A 17,722-nucleotide genomic window follows, 5' to 3' on the forward strand; every position below is an offset into this window, starting at 1 on the left:
AGGAGCGCAGGATGGTCTTTCTACGGCGAAGGGCTATTCCTTGACCGGCTCGCCCTTGACGCGGACGTCGGCAATCAGCGCGCGGGCAATCCGCACCTTGGTGCCCTCGGCAATTTCCGCTTCCAGTTCAGTGTCGTCGATCACCTTGGTAACACGCGCCAGGATGCCACCGCCCGTCACGATCTGGTCGCCACGACGAATGCCCTTCAGCATTTCCTCGCGCTTCTTCATCTGCTGGCGCTGAGGCCGGATGATGAGGAAGTACATGATGACGAAGATCAGGATGAACGGCAGGATCGACATGACGATCTCGGCGCCGCCGCCCGCGGACTGCGCATAGGCCGGAGTGACGAACATGAATAGGCTCCTTCGGAAAACTCGTTGCGGCGGCTTTTTGCCCCCCTTGGCGTGCGCGGAATATAGCCACGACGCCTTGGAATGCAACCGAACTGGGCGCGTCATCCAAGCCGTCGTCTTTCGCCCGGTGGCATGACATGCTAACCGCGCCCTCAACGTTGGTGGAGGCTGGGTAGAGGCGGATGACGAAGGCAGTGTTGAGCGAGTTGATCGAGGAGGTGCGCCTGCTGCGCCTGGCCGTCGAGCGAGGCGGTCGTCAGTGGCCAAAACCGGACCTCGCCGCGGCGCAGTGCTTCCTCTTCGAAGGTGAGACTGGAACGCTGAAGCCTGTGCCTCAGCCGAACCGTATCGACCTCAGCCTCATCAAAGGCGTCGATCGCGTCCGCGACATCTTCGTTGAAAACACGCAACGGTTTGCCGATGGCCTCCCGGCCAACAACGTGCTGCTCTGGGGCGCGCGCGGCATGGGCAAATCTTCCCTGATCAAGGCGACGCATGCGACGCTGACGGCAAGCGCCGATCCAGCACGGCCGCCGCTGAAGCTCGTGGAAATTCACCGCGAAGACATCGCTCTTCTACCGCGTCTGATGGCTGTTCTGCGCCTGGAGACCGCCTACCGGGTCCTCCTATTTTGCGACGATCTGTCCTTCGATCACGACGATACGGACTACAAATCGCTCAAGGCCGCGCTCGATGGCGGGATCGAGGGGCGTCCGGAGAACGTGTTGTTTTACGCGACGTCCAACCGCCGCCACCTGCTGCCGCGCGACATGATGGAGAACGAGCGCTCGACGGCGATTAATCCCTCCGAGGCAGTTGAGGAAAAAGTCTCTCTGTCGGACAGGTTCGGGCTCTGGCTCGGCTTTCACAAATGCAGCCAGGACGACTACCTTGCCATGGTGACGTCCTATGCCAGCCATTACGGCCTCGATGCCGATGCGGACACGCTCAGGCGAGAATCGCTTGAATGGGCGACGACGCGGGGCGATCGGTCCGGCCGCGTCGCCTGGCAGTACATTCAGGATCTCGCCGGCCGAAGCGGTAAGGCGCTCACAGCCCGGCGCGCCTGACGGCGCAAACGAAAGCGGCGCCACATGGGCGCCGCGATTTTTGAAACTTGTGATCGACTGTCAGTCGAGGAAGCGGGTCGGGTCCACCGGCGTGGCGTTTTCGCGCACCTCGAAATGGACTTTCGGCTGTGTTGCCGTGCCCGTCATGCCCGATGCCGCGATGACCTGACCGCGCGTGACATTGTCGCCTCGATTGACTTTCAGCTCGCTTGCATGGCCGTAGACCGTTACCAAGCCGTTGTCGTGACGCACCAGAACGGTGTTGCCGTATTCCTTGAGGCCGGAGCCTGCATAAATGACGACGCCGTTCTCGGCTGCCTTGATCTCGGAGCCTTCCGGCACCGAAATGTCGATGCCGTCATTGCGCACGCTGCCATCCTGAGCACCGAACGCCGTTACGACCTGACCGCGTACCGGCCAGCGAAGCTTGCCGATGCCCGTTGCTTCCGGAGCGATCGCGGCGACATCGTTGCCGACGGCGTCGTCGATGCGTGCAGCTGGCTCGCTGGCTGCCGGGGGCGTGTAGCTCTGCTGCGGCGCCGCAGGCTGCTGCGGCTGGGCGGCGGGTGCGGCGGCAGCAGTGGTGACGGCGGCAGTCTGCTGCGGGTCGACCCGCGGCTGCTGAGCGGGGGCCTGTGCGACAGCCGTCGTTGCCGGCTGCGGAGCGGCTGCACCACCCAAATTCAGCGTCTGGCCAAGACGGATGTTGTCGCCCGAAATGTTGTTCGCCTGGCGAAGAGCCGCAACGGAAACACCGGTCTCACGCGAAATGCGGCTCAGCGTATCGCCTGCCTTGACGGTGTAGGTCGAACCACCCGCCGAAGGAGCCGAGGCAGCAGGCGCTGTCAGCTGCGCGGCCTGCTCGTTGAGCGACCGTTCGGCAAGACGCGGGTCCACTGCCGACGAAGCGGCTGCCATCTGCTGTCCTGCGGGAGCCGCAAGCTGGGCAGGCGCCGGCTGGGCAGGTGCTGCCGAAGCGACGGTGCCGCCGCGGCTATAGCCCGGTATGACGATCTGCTGACCGCTTCTGATCTGGGATGCGTCGCTGATGCCGTTTGCCTGCATGATCTGCTCGACGGGCACGCTGTAGCGCTGCGAGATGCTGAAGAGTGTTTCATTCGGCTGCACGGTGACGCGCGGCGCACCTTCGGTCGACCAGCCACGGGGCCGGTTGGCGCTCGCCGTTGCCGGAGGAATGACCGGCGCCGTGGCCACCGGGGTCGTTGCCGTCGTCATCGTGTCCGGCGTCATGGGGGCGGCCGACGTCGGCGCCAACTGCGAACGCTGCACGCCACCGGTCGGAGCGAGCGCATACTGGCCGGAAGAATAGCTTTGATCGCCGGGGTAAGGCTGGGAAGCCGCTGCCTGCTGAGGCGCCGCCATGCCCTGCCCCATGCCACCCTGGCCAACGTTTTCCTGCGGGGTCGGCACCGTGGCGGTGGTGAAATTGTCGAGACCGCCGAGCCTCAGGGATTCAGAACTGCAGCCGGCGAGAAGAACGGCCAGCAGTGCCGCGCCGATGACGCCGGCGGATTTGGCGGATTTAGATGGACCAGTCTTTCGCATGTAGAGCCCCAAGACGACGCAGATACGCATGACCGTCATTAAGCCCTGTTAATGTTACCCGCCGGTTAATGCGCCACGCATTGTCCCGCACAAGATGCGAATAACCCGCAGAAAAGCCGATCGATTTCGTGATTTCCGCTATTAGATGCGCGCTGCGACGCCGGGGACCAGCGGCAGATAGGGCAGCTCAGGCCCATCGGTGCGTTCGAAGCGGTTGCCGATGCGCGTCAATCGCGACAGGACGACCCTGCCGTTCTCCTTGATGATGCCCGTCAGCATCTGCCCTTCCGGTGCAAGATGATCGACGAAGCTTCGCGGCATCTGCTCGAAGGCGCCCGCGACGAAGATGCGATCGAATGTCCCCTCGCCGGCGACACCCTGCCGGCCATCGGCGAGCTTGAGCGCGACATTGCGCAGGCCGAAATGCTCCAGCCGCTGCTGCGCAATGGCATGCAGCGTACGGTAGCGCTCGACGCTGACCACTCGGTCGACGATGCGCGCCATGACGGCTGCGGCGAAACCGGAGCCGGTGCCGACTTCCAGCACCCGCTGCCCCGCCTTCAGATCGAGCTGGTAAAGAAGACGCGCCATCAGGTCCGCGCCTTCCATGAAGGTGCCGCACTCGATCGGAATCATCCGCGACGAGTACGCCAGATCCGCATGGATCGGGGGCACGAATTGCGAGCGGGGCGTCTCTTCCAAGGCGGCAAGCAGGGTCGCGTCCGCGATGCCTTCCCGCCGCAAACGCAGGAGCAGGCTCGCAAAGCCTTCGATCTCTCCAAGAGGATTTCGGCTGTCAATCAAGGACGACGATCACTCTGCTGCGTCTTGCAGCACCTCTGCCAGGTGCGCCTGAAATTTATAATCGGTCATATCCAGTTTAAGCGGCGTTACCGAGATGCGGTTCTCGGTCATCGCCTCGACATCGGTGCCGGGTGCAATGTCTTCGGCAGCATCGCGTGAGAACCGCAGCCAGTAATAGGGAAAGCCGCGGCCGTCCGCGCGCTTTTCCATCGACAGGCCATGCAGGCGGCGCGCCTGGGACGCGACTTTGACGCCGGCGACATCTTCCGGGCCGCAAGGCGGGAAGTTGACGTTGAGGAAGGTGTCGCGCGGGATGTCCAGGCCGATGAGACGCTTCAACAGCGCCGGTGCGTGACGACCGACCGTCTCCCAGTCGATGCGGCGTTCCCGATGGGACAGAAACGCCTGGCTGAGTGCGATCGACCTGATGCCGAGCAGCGTGCCTTCGATCGCACCGGCAACGGTGCCGGAATAGGACACGTCTTCGGCGATGTTCTGGCCAGCATTGACGCCGGACAGAACGAGATCAGGCGGATTGTCCATCACTTCGCGCACGCCCATGATGACGCAATCGGTTGGCGTGCCGCGCAGCGCGAAACGCCGGTCGCCCTCTTTGCGCAAGCGCAAGGGCTCCGACAGGGTCAGCGAATGAGCAAGACCGCTCTGATCGGTTTCCGGCGCGACGACCCACACGTCATCGGATAGCGTTGCCGCGATGCGCTCCAGCACCTTCAGGCCTTCGGCATGGATGCCGTCGTCATTGGTCAGAAGAATGCGCAAGCGCCTCGCTCCCTCGTTTGTCCGTCCGTCTTAGCGAACTGCCTCGATCCGCGTCTTGCTACCCATGTAAGGAACCAAAGCCTCGGGGACGGTGACGGACCCATCCGCGTTCAAATAGTTCTCCAACACGGCGATGAGTGCGCGCCCGACCGCTATGCCCGACCCGTTCAGCGTGTGCACGAAGCGCATCGTCTTCTCGCCGGCAACGCGGTAACGAGCGTTCATCCGCCGCGCCTGAAAGTCGCCGCAGACGGAGCAGGATGAAATTTCGCGATAGGCGTTCTGGCCAGGCAGCCAGACTTCGATGTCGTAGGTCTTGCGGGCGCTGAAGCCCATGTCGCCGGTGCAGAGCGTCACGACGCGGTAATGCAGGCCGAGGCGTTTCAGGACCTCCTCAGCACAGGCTGTCATCCGCTCATGCTCCGCCACCGAACTCTCCGCATCGGTGATGGAGACGAGCTCGCATTTCATGAACTGATGCTGACGCAGCATTCCGCGCGTGTCGCGGCCGGCAGAACCCGCTTCGGAGCGGAAGCTCGGCGTCAGTGCCGTGAAGCGCAGCGGCAAATTGGCCATGTCCACGATCTCATCGCGCACCAAGTTCGTCAGAGGCACTTCGGCGGTCGGGATCAGATAGCGGCCGTCGCCTGTCTTGAAGAGATCTTCTTCGAACTTCGGCAGCTGACCTGTGCCGAACAGGGCCGGGTCACGCACCAGCAAGGGCGGCGAGACTTCCTGATAGCCATGTTTGGTCGTGTGCAGGTCCAGCATGAACTGACCAAGCGCGCGTTCCAGCCGGGCGAGATCGCCCTTAAGGACCGTGAAACGTGCGCCGGAGATCTTTGAAGCACCCTCGAAATCCATGCCGCCGAGCGCTTCGCCGATCTCGAAGTGCTCCTTGGCCGGATGGGTCCAGGTTGACTTGTTACCATGGGTGCGGATTTCGACGTTGTCGCCTTCGTCGGCGCCCTCGGGCACGTCGTCTGCCGGGATGTTCGGCAGCACGCTGAGCGCTGCCGACAGGTCCTCGTCATTGCGACGCGCAGCCTCTTCGCTGTCCTGCATCGCCTGCCTAAGGCCAGCAACCTCGGCCTTCAGGGCTTCGGCGCGTTCTTTGTCACCGGCCGCCATGGCAGTGCCGATCTCTTTCGAGGCGGCGTTGCGGCGCGACTGCATGTCCTGAAGCCGGCCAATCTCCGCGCGGCGCGCCTCATCCAGTGCGATCAGGCGCTCGGCGATGGGCTCGGCACCACGCTTCTTCAGCGCCTGGTCCATGAGGCCGGGATTGTCACGGATCCATTTGATGTCGAGCATGGCACGTCCAGAAGTCTTCGAGCTGCGTGGAATTGGGTTCAATGACCGTGTGCGCGCTCTACGCGATTTGAGAGGCAAGCGGAAGCCCCGCCCCTCGCGACACGCACTCCCGCTCGGACGATCAGTCCTTGACCGGCACCGTTGCTTGCTCTGCGGCCTCGGCTTTCGCCTCATCTTCCTTGCGCTGGCGTTCGATGCGACGACCGATCCAGATGGAGATCTCGTAAAGAAGGATCGTGGGCAGCGCGAGACCGATCTGGCTGACCGGATCCGGCGGGGTCAGGATGGCGGCGGCCACGAAGGCGATCACGATCGCGAATTTGCGTTTGTCGATCAACGACTGAACGGTGATCAAGCCGGACTTGACCATCAGCGTCGTGACGACCGGCAGCTGGAACACCAGGCCGAACGCGAAGATCAAGGTCATGACCAGACCGAGATATTCCGAGACGCGCGGGAGCAACTGGATCGCGACCTCGCCGCCTGCGCCGGTCTGCTCCATGGCCAGGAAGAACCACATGACCATGGGAGTGAAGAAGAAATAAACGAGCGCGCCACCGAGCAGGAACAGGATCGGTGAAGCCACAAGGAACGGCAGAAATGCCTGCTTCTCGTTCTTGTAGAGGCCTGGAGCCACGAATTTGTAGATCTGCGCCGCGATCACCGGAAAGGCGAGCACCAGGCCGCCGAACATGCCGATCTTGATCTGCGTGAAGAAGAATTCCTGCGGCGCCGTGTAGATCAGCTCGACCTCGCGGCCGTCCAGCCCGGCCCAGATGACGGCCCACTGGAATGGATAGACGAGGATGTTGAACAGCGGCTGAGCAAAGAAAAAGCAGACGAGGAAGGCGAGGAAGAAGGCGCCGACAGCCCACATCAGCCTCGAACGAAGCTCGATGAGATGCTCGATCAGTGGCTGGGGCTTGTCCTCAATGTCCGCGCTCACGCTTCACCTGTCTTTTTTGCTGCCTGACGGGCTCTTGGCGCGGCAGCAGGCTTATCGGCAGACGCCTGGTTCGGCTTCGGATTGACGGCACCGGCCGACGACGCCGGCTTCGCTCTTGGGGTTTTTGTTGCAGCTGGCTTGCGCACACTGCTCGGCGGCGCACCAACCGTTGTCGCACTCACGGCTTCAGGCTTGGCGATACCTGCCGTGCTTTTCGGCGCGGCGCTGGCGGACGCAGCCGGCTTGGCGGATGTGGTCGACTTGGCTGGAGCAACTTGCTTGGCGGCCGCTACTGGCTTGGCAACTGCGTCCGGCTTTGCAACAGCGGCTGCAGATGAGGCCGAAGTGGATGAAGTCGACGCTGCAGCGCCGGAGGCCGCGGAAGACGACGACGCAGCTACAACGGCTGGCGGCGTAGATGCAGGCGCGGGATTTGCGGCGTCCGAACCAGGTGCCGGAGCCGACGGGTCCTTCTGCGCGACGGTCGGCTTGTCGCGCATCGCTTTGTTGATGTCGGAGCGAAGGTCGTCACCCGCCTGCTTCAGCGGGTTCAGCGCATCGCGCAATTCGCGGGCGGGATTGAGACTACGAGCGTCGTTGACAGTCTTTCGAACGTCATCGAGCTCCGCTTCCTTCAGAGCCTCGTCGAATTGGCTGCGGAATTCGCCGGCCATGGATCTGAGCTTCGTCATCGTCCGCCCGAATGTCCGCAACACGCGCGGCAAGTCCTTCGGGCCGACGACGAGGATCAGCACGATCGCGATGACGAGGATTTCTCCCCAACCTAAGTCCAACATGGAAGTGAACGCTCCTCGCGCTGAGCTCTAAAGACGGTCGGACCGACTTAGCTCACCCGATCCTTGCGCTCTTCAGCCTGGTGCTCGACCGTCTTGGAGCTGTCCGGCGTTGCCGCAGTCTCGTCGTCGCTCATGCCCCGCTTGAAACTCTTGATGCCTTTTGCGACGTCGCCCATCAGCTCGGGGATCTTGCCACGGCCGAAAAGAAGCAGAACGACGACCAGAACGATCAGCCAGTGCCAGATGCTAAAGCTACCCATCACATTCTCCCATGCGGCACGCCCGCTTCCCTCATGTGGGATACGAGGCAGCCCCTTTCAAATTCAATCCTGCCAGTGGTTAGCCCAATCATTGCGCACGTGCAATCGATTGGGCATCAGTCTTCAAGCTGATAAACGGCTGGCCGCTCGATCTATTCCGCGGTGAATTCAATTCTCTTCGCCGCGTGGCGCAAGCAGGCCGAGCTCTTCGAGGTCCATCTGTGTGATCGGATCTTCGTCCTCGGCGAGTTCCTCGCCCTCACCCGGCATGGGGAAGCTGAAATTGGCCGGAACGCGCCCGGAAAGGAGACCGGCGCCCTTCAATTCTTCCACTCCCGGCAGATCCCCGAGCTCGGCCAGGCCGAAATGGTCGAGGAAGCCGTTCGTGGTTCCATAGGTCACAGGGCGGCCCGGCGACCGGCGCCGGCCGCGCATGCGGACCCAGCCGGATTCCAGCAACACGTCCAGCGTGCCTTTCGACGTCGCCACACCTCGGATTTCTTCGATTTCGGCCCTTGTTACCGGCTGGTGATAGGCGATGATGGCGAGCACTTCGAGACCTGCCCGCGACAATTTGCGTATCTCGGTCTTCTCGTCCCGGATCAGGAAGGCAAGATCGGCGGCAGTGCGAAACGCCCAGGCATCGCCGACCCTGACCAGGTTCACGCCGCGGTCGGCATAGTGGTGCATGAGCCGATCCATGACGACGCGCACGTTGATGCCCTGTGGCAGCTTGCGGACGATCAGCGCTTCGTCGACCGGTTCGGCCGAAGCAAAAATCAGCGCTTCCGCGATGCGCGCAGCTTCATCGATTTCGGCGTCGAGCCCGGACGACGTGCCGTTCTGACCAGGCTTCAGAGGAACGATATCAGCCATTGGGTTGTGCACCCGCCTTGGGGCCCCGGCGCAGGTAGATAGGGGCGAAGGGCTCGGCCTGGCGGATGTCCAGGTGCCCTTCCCGCACCAGTTCCAGCGATGCCGCGAAAGCGCTGGCCATGGCACTGGCGCGCTCCTCGGGCCGCGACAGGTAGCGCACGAGGAACTGGTCGAGCGCCGTCCACTCCTCAATCGTGCCAACCATGCGGGTGAGGATCGCGCGGGCATCGGCAAGCGACCACACCGCCCGCGAGGCGATCGTCACCGTTGTGACGGCGAGCCGCTGGCGCTGAGAGGCATAGGCGATCAGGAGATCATAGAGCGAGGCCTGAAACTTCGAGCCGCGCTCGGCCTCGATCTCCTCCGGCGCCCCACGCGCGAAGACGTCGCGGCCAAGCCGGTTGCGGTTGACGAGGCGGGCTGCAGCCTCGCGCATGGCTTCGAGCCGCTTCAGTCGGAAGGCCAGCTGAGCTGTCAGTTCCTCGCCGCTTGGCCCATCGTCCTTGGCGGGCTTTGGCAAAAGCAGGCGCGATTTCAAGAAGGCAAGCCAGGCCGCCATGACGAGGTAATCGGCCGCGAGTTCGAGCCGAACCTTTCGCGCCTGGTCGATGAAATCCAGATATTGCTCGGCAAGCGCAAGGATCGAGATCCGTGACAGATCGACACGCTGGTGCCGCGCGAGATGCAGCAGCAGATCGAGCGGGCCTTCGAAACCATCCACGTCGATATGCAGAGCTTCTTCGGGTCGGCGCTCGGGCGCATCCCAGGGCGTCGACTCCGCCGGGCTGACGGTTGTCTGGCTTGCGCTTTCGACAGGCTTCGGCAGCATCTGAACAGCCCTCTCAAGCCACGGCTTGGGTCAGTCCTTCGAATTCGTCGCGAATGGCGCGCTCGTCCGCATCGTCCCTGTATGACAAGCCTTCAAGCGCGGCTTTGGCACGTTCGAGCGGACGGCCTTCAAGGAGGGGCGTCTCAGCCGCAACGGCGGCCATCTCGTCCATGTCGCCATTGCAGTGCAGGGCCACATCGCAACCGGCAGCAAAGATCGCCCGTGTCCGGTCAGCAAAAGAGCCGGCCAGCGCCTTCATGGACACATCGTCCGACATCAATAACCCGTCGAAGCCCATCTGGCCGCGGATGATGTCGGCGATGACCTTTTTGGACGTCGTCGCCGGATGATCAGGATCGATCGCCCGGTAGACGACATGCGCGGTCATCGCCATCGGCGCCCTGTTCAGTGCGGCGAACGGCTTGAAATCCGTTGCTTCCAGTTCTTCGAGGGATTCATCCACCACCGGCAGTTCGAGGTGCGAATCTCCCCGTGACCGGCCATGGCCGGGGATGTGCTTGATGACCGGCAGAACGCCACCCGCGAGAAGACCCTGCATTGCCGCCTCGCCCATCTCCGCGACCGTGACCGGATCGGTGCCATAGGCACGATCACCAATCACGTCGTGGCTGCCGGGAACGGGAATGTCGAGAACCGGAAGGCAATCGGCATTGATCCCGAAACGGTTGAGGTCGAAGGCGTGGATGCGTGACAGTAGCCAGGCAGCGCGGAGGCCGCTCTGGCGGTCCTGGCGATAGATGTCGCCCAGGCGGGCGCCCGGTGGATAGTTGGGCGCGAATGGCTGCCGCAAACGCTGAACCCGTCCGCCTTCCTGATCGATGAAAATCGGCAGGGGCCGGTCGCCTGCGAACGACCTAAGGTCGGCAGTCAACGCACGAAGCTGGTCGGCATCAACGATGTTTCGGGAGAAAAGAATGAAGCCCCAGGGGCGCTCTGCTTCGAAGAAGCTGCGCTCTTCCGGAAGAATTTCAGGACCTTTGAGGCCCAAGATCATCGCTTTTGATTCGGTCATTTCGCCATGATAGCGACCGAGGCAGAGACCGGGTAGCACGCCACCCGGCCATCAACATCTTTAGACGCTCCGCCCCCAAAGCCTCGTGGTCAGAACTTCGCCTCAGCGGGCGACGAAGCAGCTGCCACCAGCCGCCTGGTACCGCTCGCACAGTGCCACAGCCTCTTCGCGTGAACCGCCTGCGACGCGAACACGGTAGAACGTTCCGCGATCAGGGATTTCGGCGGCCTGGATCTGAACCTGCCGTCCGCCGATGATCGAGCCATAGCGCGAGGCCAGGCTGTTATAGGTCGACTGTGCCGATTCCTGCGTCGGCTGCGAGGCGATCTGCACGACATAGCCGCCTGGATTGTCGAGCGCGCCGGACTGCGTGACGGCAGCCGTTTGCACAGGCTGCTCGGCAGGTGCCGCCGGCTGCGGCGCTTGCACGGCAGCTGGCGATGTCTGGCCGACGATCGTCACCGGCTGGTCGGCCGGCCGGTCGCCAGGCGTCGGCTGAGCCGGATTGCTGAAGGTCGTCGTCTGAACCGTTCTCACGGGCGCCACCGATTCCGCAGAAGCCGGCGGCACTTCTGCCTGGAGCCGCTCGCTGGCTACAGCGGGCGCGGAAGCAGCGTCGGGGCGAGGTTGCGGCAGCGGGACACCCGGCGCTGGTGACGCCGCAGCAGCCTGATCAGCCGGCACCTGAGCCGTTCCATCGGTAAGACCTGCGCCCGCGTCGGCGGCTGCAATCAGCTGCGTAGCGTCCAGAGCCGCCTGGTCACTGATCGAGGCAATTCCCGCAGCCTCGTCGCCAGGGAGTTGCGCATCCTCACCAACGACCGGCACATCGGCTGCCGCCGAAAGATCGACCGGCGCGGCGGGAACGAGCGTTCCATCGGCACGGACAACGGATGTGCGAACCATGCGGGGTGCGACACCCAGCGGATCTTCATCGCTGACGGCGCCGCGCATGGCGAGATTGCCTTCGCTGAGGCCCGCCACATCCTCATCCATCACGTCCATGTCGTCTTCGGGCGCTCCGCCGGAGAACGGGCGACCCTCGAGCGGCAGGACATTGGGATCAACCGTGCGCTGAACCACGTCGACGGGTTCTTCGGCACGGGAAATCAGATTGATGTCGTCGCCATTGGCGCTGCTGCCATCGACCTGCCCATAAACGGCCTGATCCTGGTTCGGAACGGTGCGGCCGCCCGGATCTTCGGGAGCGACTTTGATCGGCTCTTCGCTCGCCGCGATGATGCGAGGCTCGCCGCTGCCGCCGCCGGAGCTGCCCATGAAGGCGTAGGCGGCAAGACCTGCAGCCGCGATAATGGCGAGCGCCGCAGCACCCGTTTTCCACGCAGGACGCCGAGCAGCGGCTCCTGGAGCAACCGCGCTTTGGGCGATCTCGCCGCGCTCCAGATCGGCGAACGAAATATCGTCGACATCCCGTTCGTTGTCATGGTCGGGAGCAGAACTGGATGGGCGAGTGGCCTGGCCGAAATCGAAATCGGTGAAATCGATCTGGTCAGGCAGCGGCCGCGCAGCTTCGGGTCTTGCGGCTGCCAGCGGAATGACGACAGCCGACGCGGCATTGTTTTGTGCTGTCGACGGTTCGGCAGTGTCGCTCGGTTCGTTGCGTGCCAAAATGTCAGCGAATTCCGCTTCCAGACCCGACAGATCGAAATCGTCGCTCGTGTCTGCGCGGGGAACCTCTTCGTCTTCCGGCAGGTCGGGCACTTCGATTTCACGAACAGGCTCGATCACGTCACTTGTGTCGGCAACATCATGAAATTCGAAAGGCAGCACCGCCGGCGCGGCCGGTTCCTGTCGGACGGGTTTTGACCGCGAGGCAATGGCCGCTTCGAACGACAATGCTTCCTGACGTGCCGGCTCGGTGCGGGCCGGCTCGATGCGGGTGGGCTCGGGACGGGCTGGCTCGCTCCGCTGCGATTCCACGCGGGAATCATCGTTCCGCACAGGTTCGGCGCGGGCTGGCGCAGGGTCGCTCGCCCGCCGACCTAGAAGCGATGCCAAGGTCGGCGCAGCGGCGACCGCTGCTGCCGCGGCGGCAATCGGTGCAGGCTGGATGATCGGTTCAGACGGCTGATCCTGCCAGGTAGTGTCCTCGGCAACCGGTGCCTCGGTCAATGGCTCGGGTGCAGCAGCGTGTTCCGCCGGCACGGGATCGGCTGGCCCGACATCCTGCAGTTCGAATTCGAAATCCGAGAAATCGAAATTGATGTCCTGTCCGTCGCTGACCGACGACGGATCCGCAGATGACACCGGCTCGATATCCACGAATGCGTGGTCCGCAGCGCTCTCACCCGGCGCCGGCTCATCGAGTTCCAGATCTGTGATCGTGAGTTCTTCTATAAATGGATCCGGTTGCGGAGCTTCAGGTGCTTCGGGCGTGAAGGACAGCGCCTCGAAAGCCGGTTCGTACACCGGCTCCTCCCGGGACAGGTCCTCGGGTTCGTCGAACTCGAAATTCTCAAGTGCCGAGAAATCGAGCTCGATTTCTGGCTCTGGCTCTGGCTGAGGCTCCGGCGCGAAAGCTACGGCAGGCTCGTCGGAGCTTTCGTGATAAGCATCTTCGGCGCCAACAACTGGCTCGAAGGCCTCCGCTTCCAGGGCAACGGGCTCAACATAGGGCCCAGTGCTTTTCTCTTCGGCCTGGAGCGGAAGAGCTTCAAATGCCTCGGCAAGGTCCTCTTCGATGGGATGCGACAGGTCTTCCGAGTACTCAACCGTCGAGGCCCGAGGTTCAATCTCGGCCTCAGGGACCGTTACTTCAGCGGCCGGCGCGGCCTTTGGCGAGCCGTAGTCGGCAAATGCGGCCTCAAGCTCGTCTGCGATGTCCCAATGACCGTCGTCGATAAGGGGAGCGGGAACCGCGGCGACCGCGATCGGCTCCGCCGCTACAGGCTCGAACGGGGCTTCTTCGGCCACGATCCCGGCATCCTGATACTCAGGCTCAACAGGCGCAGTTTCAACTTGCTCGGCCGCCATCACCGCAGGAGCGGCTGCGACGGCCTGCGCTTCGTTACCGGGAAGCGCGTATTGCACCATCTCGCGCCAAACGGCATCTTCATCCGAAGTGTCGAGAGCTGAAAAATCAGTCAGAGCACTGGTGTCGGCCGGTTGAGCGTAGGCGGCCAGCGCCGGTAGCGGGCTTGACGCCGTGGCCGGCTCCCAAGCCTCGACGGCCGGCTCATCGAACGAAGCCGTTTCGAGGTCCTCGTCGAACGAACGCAGGATTTCGTCGCTGAGTTGCGCCTCCTCAGTGGCATCGAACTCCTCGACCCCACCAAACTCCGCCTCAACGGTTGCTTCTTCCACAAGCTCGATTGGCGCGGACGGGCCCGCCTCGAGTTCTGCCTCTGCCGCGACAGCATCATCGGTCTCGCCGGCAGGCGCGCTTTCGCCAAAGGCTTCCAGGCGCTGATCGATAGCAAGTTCAGCGTTGGCGGCAGACTGAGGATCGACTTCCGGTACGAAAGGTTCGGCCATCAGCAATTCATCAGCAAGCTCGGTCTGGTCCGGCAATGCTTCGTCGGCGGCCGAGGCCATGACTGGCTCTTCGACGAGGACCGGCGGAGTATTTTCAGTAGCAGGCGGCGCATCCGATTCGACCGGCGCCGGGCGCGCTTTGAGGAAGGCTGGAATTTCCTCTTCGCTCAGCTCGACAGGCTCGTGGCTTTCTGAATGCTGATCCTCGACCGTCTCCGGCGTGATCTCAGGTGCGTCTTCGAGGCCGATCGAGCGCATGAGTTCGGCTTCGAGGTCGAATGCGGATGCATCGGCGTCCTCGGCCGAAGTCGAGTGCTGTTCGACCACTTGCTCCTCGGGCTGGTCGAAGCCCGCAATACGTGCGAGCTCCGCGAGAGGATCGCCATCCGACAGGAACGGCGCGTCTCTACCCGTGTAACGCGTCCTTTGATTGTCAGCCATAACCACTCACTCGCCCGCAAAACCAGTTTCGGATGCCAGACTATTGTGGGGAAATGGTGGCTTTGCTACCGCATTTCTTCTGGTGCTTCAGTGCCGGTCAAGGTCAGTCCGGAACGAAGGACTGCGGCGACTGCGCGCACCAGACCCAGTCTGGCGAAGCTTAATTCTCGATTTTTATCGTTAACAAAGCGTAATTCAGGGAAATCCTTCCCCTTGTTCCAGTGGCCGTGAAATTCGCTGGCCAGATCGTAGAGGTAGAATGCGATCTTGTGCGGCTCCTGTGCGATGGCGGCGCTTTCCACCATACGCGGATATTCGGCGAGTTTGCCGATCAGCTGCAATTCGCTTGGGTCGGTCAACAGGTCGAGATTTTCGGCGAATGCGGCATCGTCGAGTGCTGCATCGGGAAAGGCCTCCGCCGCCTGCCGCATCACGCTGGCGCAGCGCGCATGGGCATACTGCACATAGAAAACCGGGTTATCCTTCGACTGCTCGGTGACCTTGGCGAAATCGAAATCGAGCGGCTCGCTGCTCTTGCGATAGATCATCATGAAACGCACGGCGTCGCGGCCGACCTCGTCGACCACCTCACGCAGCGTCACGAAATCGCCGGAGCGCTTCGACATGCGGACGGGCTCGCCGTTGCGGTAGAGCTTGACGAGCTGGCACAAAAGCACGGTCAGTTTGGACTTGCCTTCCGAAACCGCGCGCGCAACGGCTTCAAGCCGCTTCACATAACCGCCATGGTCGGCCCCGAGCACATAGATCATCTCGTCGAAATGGCGCTCGAACTTGTCGCGGAAATAAGCGACGTCGGCGGCGAAATACGTGAAGGTTCCGTCGGATTTGACCAGCGGCCGATCGATGTCATCGCCGACAGCGGTCGAGCGGAACAAGGTCTGCTCGCGATCTTCCCAGTCTTCCGGCAGCTGGCCCTTTGGCGGCGGCAGCGTGCCTTTGTAGACGTGGCCCTTGAACGTCAGATCGTTGATCGCCGACAGAATCGCGCCGCCACTCCCGGCATGAAGCGAGCGCTCGGAATAGAAAACGTCGTGCACGACATTGAGCTGGGCGAGATCGGCGCGGATCATCACCATCATGGCATCGATCGCGCGATCTGAGACGAGCGGCAGCCATTCCTCTTCCGGCATATGCTTCAGATCATCGCCGAATTCGGCCTTCAGCGCCTCGCCTACCGGCACGAGATAGTCGCCCGGATAGAGGCCGGACGGGATCTCGCCGATCGTTTCGCCGAGCGCTTCGAGGTAACGGAGATAGGCGGAACGGGCGAGCACCTGGATCTGCGCGCCGGCATCGTTGATGTAATATTCCTTGGTGACTTCGTAGCCAGCAAAGCCAAGCAGGTTGGCGAGCGTGTCGCCGACGACGGCGCCGCGGCAGTGGCCAACATGCATCGGGCCCGTCGGGTTGGCCGAAACATATTCGACGTTGACGGCCTTGCCGGCGCCGAGCTCGGAGCGGCCGAAATCGGTGCCCTGCTTCAGGACATAGGCAAGAAGCTTCTGCCAATAGGCCGGCGACAGCTTCATGTTGATGAAGCCAGGCCCCGCGATCGAGACGGCAGCGATGTCGGGGTCGGCTTCCAGAACCGGTACGATGCGTTCGGCAAGCGCTCGCGGGTTCATGCCCAGCGGCTTGGCGAGAACCAGCGCCGCATTCGTCGCAACGTCGCCATGCGAGGTGTCGCGTGGCGGCTCCACGGCAATGCGATCGAGCGGCAGACCTTCGGCAGCTGCAATGTCTTCAAGGGTTTGAAGCCCACTCTTGATGCGGCCTTCGAAGTCTTTGAACAGATTCATCGTTTCAGTCCGAAATACGGGTCGTTCACGGCGTTGAAGAGCGCGCACGCGGTCACGACGGGGAAGCGGGAAGTCGGGCCTGCGCTAACGCAATTCAGGCGTATGGTCAAACAATCGCCGGTGCATCGACAGCGCGTAGGTGTCCGTCATCCCGGCCAGATAGTCGGCAACGTGGCGCGCCTTGTCGTCGCCCGATGCCCCGACGACGCCGTCCTGCCAGAAATGACCTTTCATCAGGCTCGGATCGTCCATCAAGGCGTCGAACAAATCATGCAGCACCTTCGCCGCCGCCTTGCGGACCCGCATGACGTCCGGATGGCGATAGAGATTGGCGAACAGGAAGCGTTTCAAAGCCTTGTCTGTCGCGGCCATTTCATCAGAGAAGACGGCAAATGCCTGGCCCGCGGCGCGGACATCGGCGGACGATTGCGGATTGACTTCCGCAATGCGGGCTTGGGCGACGGTGATGACATCCTCGACCATGGAAGTGATCTGCCGGCGCATGATCTCATGGGCGATACGGTCGGCCTCGAGCTTCGGGTGCTGCGCCCGCATCGATGCAAGCATGTCGGCCAGAAAAGGCACCTCCTCCAGCATCTCCAGTGTCAGCAGGCCGGCGCGCAGGCCGTCATCGATGTCGTGGGTGTTGTAGGCGATGTCATCGGCGATCGCCGCCACCTGTGCTTCCAGGCATGCGAAACTGTCGAGTTCCAGATTGAGGCGGGCGTCGAAATCGAGGATCGGCTTCGGCACCGGTTTCCCGTTTGCATGCGGGCCAATCAAAGGGCCGTTGTGCTTGACCAGGCCGTCGAGCGTCTCCCAGGTGAGGTTCAGGCCATCGAAATTTGCGTAGCGGCGCTCCAGCGCGGTGACGATGCGCAACGACTGCGCGTTATGGTCGAAGCCGCCGCAGTGATCCAGCACCTCGTCGAGCACATCCTCGCCCGTGTGGCCAAAGGGCGTATGGCCGAAATCATGCACGAGTGCGACGGCCTCTGCGAGATCCTCGTCCAGCCGCAACGCCCGGGCGAGACCGCGAGCGATCTGGGCCACTTCCATCGTGTGTGTGAGGCGCGTGCGGTAGTGGTCGCCTTCAAGCGCCACGAAAACCTGCGTCTTGTGTGCAAGCCGCCTGAAGGCGGTGGAATGGATGATGCGGTCGCGGTCCCGCTGGAAATCGGAGCGGGTGCGGCTTTGCTCTTCGGGAACCAGCCGGCCGCGCGTGCCCGCCGGGTCTGCCGCATACGGTGCCCGCTCGCAAAATCCGTAGCCTAAAAGGCTCTTGTCCAGCATCTCCGCCCATCCCTTGAAGCCGCATTCACGTTTGAAGCACG

At 62.9% G+C, this 17,722-nt stretch carries 15 protein-coding genes; 1 reads left to right on the forward strand and 14 read right to left on the reverse strand.

Annotated features, from left to right (window positions below; translation table 11 throughout):
- Nucleotides 1-33 precede the first annotated feature (33 nt).
- Entirely contained in the window at nt 34-357 is a 324-nt protein-coding gene (gene yajC / locus D5400_RS13610) for a preprotein translocase subunit YajC (protein ID WP_126010510.1), read from the reverse strand.
- Nucleotides 358-539: 182 nt separating this feature from the next.
- Between yajC and D5400_RS13615 the strand changes: the two genes are divergently transcribed.
- The gene (locus D5400_RS13615; RefSeq protein WP_126010511.1) at nt 540-1,427 is read left to right on the forward strand and encodes an ATP-binding protein; all 888 of its coding nucleotides are present in this window, start codon (nt 540-542) and stop codon (nt 1,425-1,427) included.
- Nucleotides 1,428-1,487: 60 nt separating this feature from the next.
- Here the strand turns inward: D5400_RS13615 and D5400_RS13620 are convergent, their stop codons facing one another.
- The 13 genes from D5400_RS13620 to D5400_RS13680 form a co-directional block, all read right to left on the reverse strand.
- Complete coding sequence (locus D5400_RS13620) at nt 1,488-2,993, reverse strand: LysM peptidoglycan-binding domain-containing M23 family metallopeptidase (RefSeq protein WP_126010512.1); 1,506 nt, start codon at nt 2,991-2,993, stop codon at nt 1,488-1,490.
- Nucleotides 2,994-3,134: 141 nt separating this feature from the next.
- Nucleotides 3,135-3,797, reverse strand: a complete 663-nt coding sequence (locus tag D5400_RS13625; protein ID WP_245451297.1) for a protein-L-isoaspartate(D-aspartate) O-methyltransferase — start codon at nt 3,795-3,797, stop codon at nt 3,135-3,137.
- Between the two features lie 9 nt (nt 3,798-3,806).
- Nucleotides 3,807-4,577 (reverse strand): 5'/3'-nucleotidase SurE, encoded by a 771-nt coding sequence (surE, locus tag D5400_RS13630; protein WP_126010513.1) that lies wholly within the window; start codon nt 4,575-4,577, stop codon nt 3,807-3,809.
- Between the two features lie 30 nt (nt 4,578-4,607).
- Nucleotides 4,608-5,891, reverse strand: coding sequence for a serine--tRNA ligase (gene serS, locus D5400_RS13635; protein ID WP_126010514.1), 1,284 nt, complete (start codon nt 5,889-5,891; stop codon nt 4,608-4,610).
- A 121-nt stretch (nt 5,892-6,012) separates the two neighbouring features.
- A complete protein-coding gene (tatC, locus tag D5400_RS13640; protein WP_126010515.1) occupies nt 6,013-6,837 on the reverse strand; it encodes a twin-arginine translocase subunit TatC in 825 nt (274 codons plus the stop codon).
- Nucleotides 6,834-7,634 carry a Sec-independent protein translocase protein TatB gene (gene tatB, locus D5400_RS13645; RefSeq protein WP_126010516.1) on the reverse strand — a complete coding sequence of 267 codons (801 nt, stop codon included), beginning with the start codon at nt 7,632-7,634 and terminating at the stop codon, nt 6,834-6,836. The genes tatC and tatB overlap by 4 nt, the downstream gene beginning before the upstream one ends.
- Nucleotides 7,635-7,681: 47 nt before the next feature.
- Entirely contained in the window at nt 7,682-7,894 is a 213-nt protein-coding gene (locus tag D5400_RS13650) for a twin-arginine translocase TatA/TatE family subunit (RefSeq protein ID WP_126010517.1), read from the reverse strand.
- A gap of 168 nt (nt 7,895-8,062) precedes the next feature.
- On the reverse strand, nt 8,063-8,770 hold the full coding sequence (scpB, locus tag D5400_RS13655) for an SMC-Scp complex subunit ScpB (protein ID WP_126010518.1): 708 nt from the start codon (nt 8,768-8,770) through the stop codon (nt 8,063-8,065).
- Complete coding sequence (locus tag D5400_RS13660) at nt 8,763-9,599, reverse strand: segregation and condensation protein A (protein ID WP_126010519.1); 837 nt, start codon at nt 9,597-9,599, stop codon at nt 8,763-8,765. The genes scpB and D5400_RS13660 overlap by 8 nt, the downstream gene beginning before the upstream one ends.
- Before the next feature lie 13 nt (nt 9,600-9,612).
- Nucleotides 9,613-10,632, reverse strand: coding sequence for a beta-N-acetylhexosaminidase (gene nagZ / locus D5400_RS13665; protein ID WP_126010520.1), 1,020 nt, complete (start codon nt 10,630-10,632; stop codon nt 9,613-9,615).
- A gap of 102 nt (nt 10,633-10,734) precedes the next feature.
- Nucleotides 10,735-14,568: an SPOR domain-containing protein gene (locus tag D5400_RS13670; RefSeq protein ID WP_126010521.1), complete on the reverse strand. Its 3,834-nt coding sequence runs from the start codon at nt 14,566-14,568 to the stop codon at nt 10,735-10,737.
- Nucleotides 14,569-14,633: 65 nt separating this feature from the next.
- Complete coding sequence (gene argS, locus D5400_RS13675; RefSeq protein WP_126010522.1) at nt 14,634-16,388, reverse strand: arginine--tRNA ligase; 1,755 nt, start codon at nt 16,386-16,388, stop codon at nt 14,634-14,636.
- A gap of 84 nt (nt 16,389-16,472) precedes the next feature.
- Nucleotides 16,473-17,681 carry a deoxyguanosinetriphosphate triphosphohydrolase gene (locus tag D5400_RS13680; protein ID WP_126013277.1) on the reverse strand — a complete coding sequence of 403 codons (1,209 nt, stop codon included), beginning with the start codon at nt 17,679-17,681 and terminating at the stop codon, nt 16,473-16,475.
- Between the last annotated feature and the right edge of the window lie 41 nt (nt 17,682-17,722).

The organism is Georhizobium profundi (genome assembly GCF_003952725.1).
GTDB lineage: Bacteria > Pseudomonadota > Alphaproteobacteria > Rhizobiales > Rhizobiaceae > Georhizobium > Georhizobium profundi.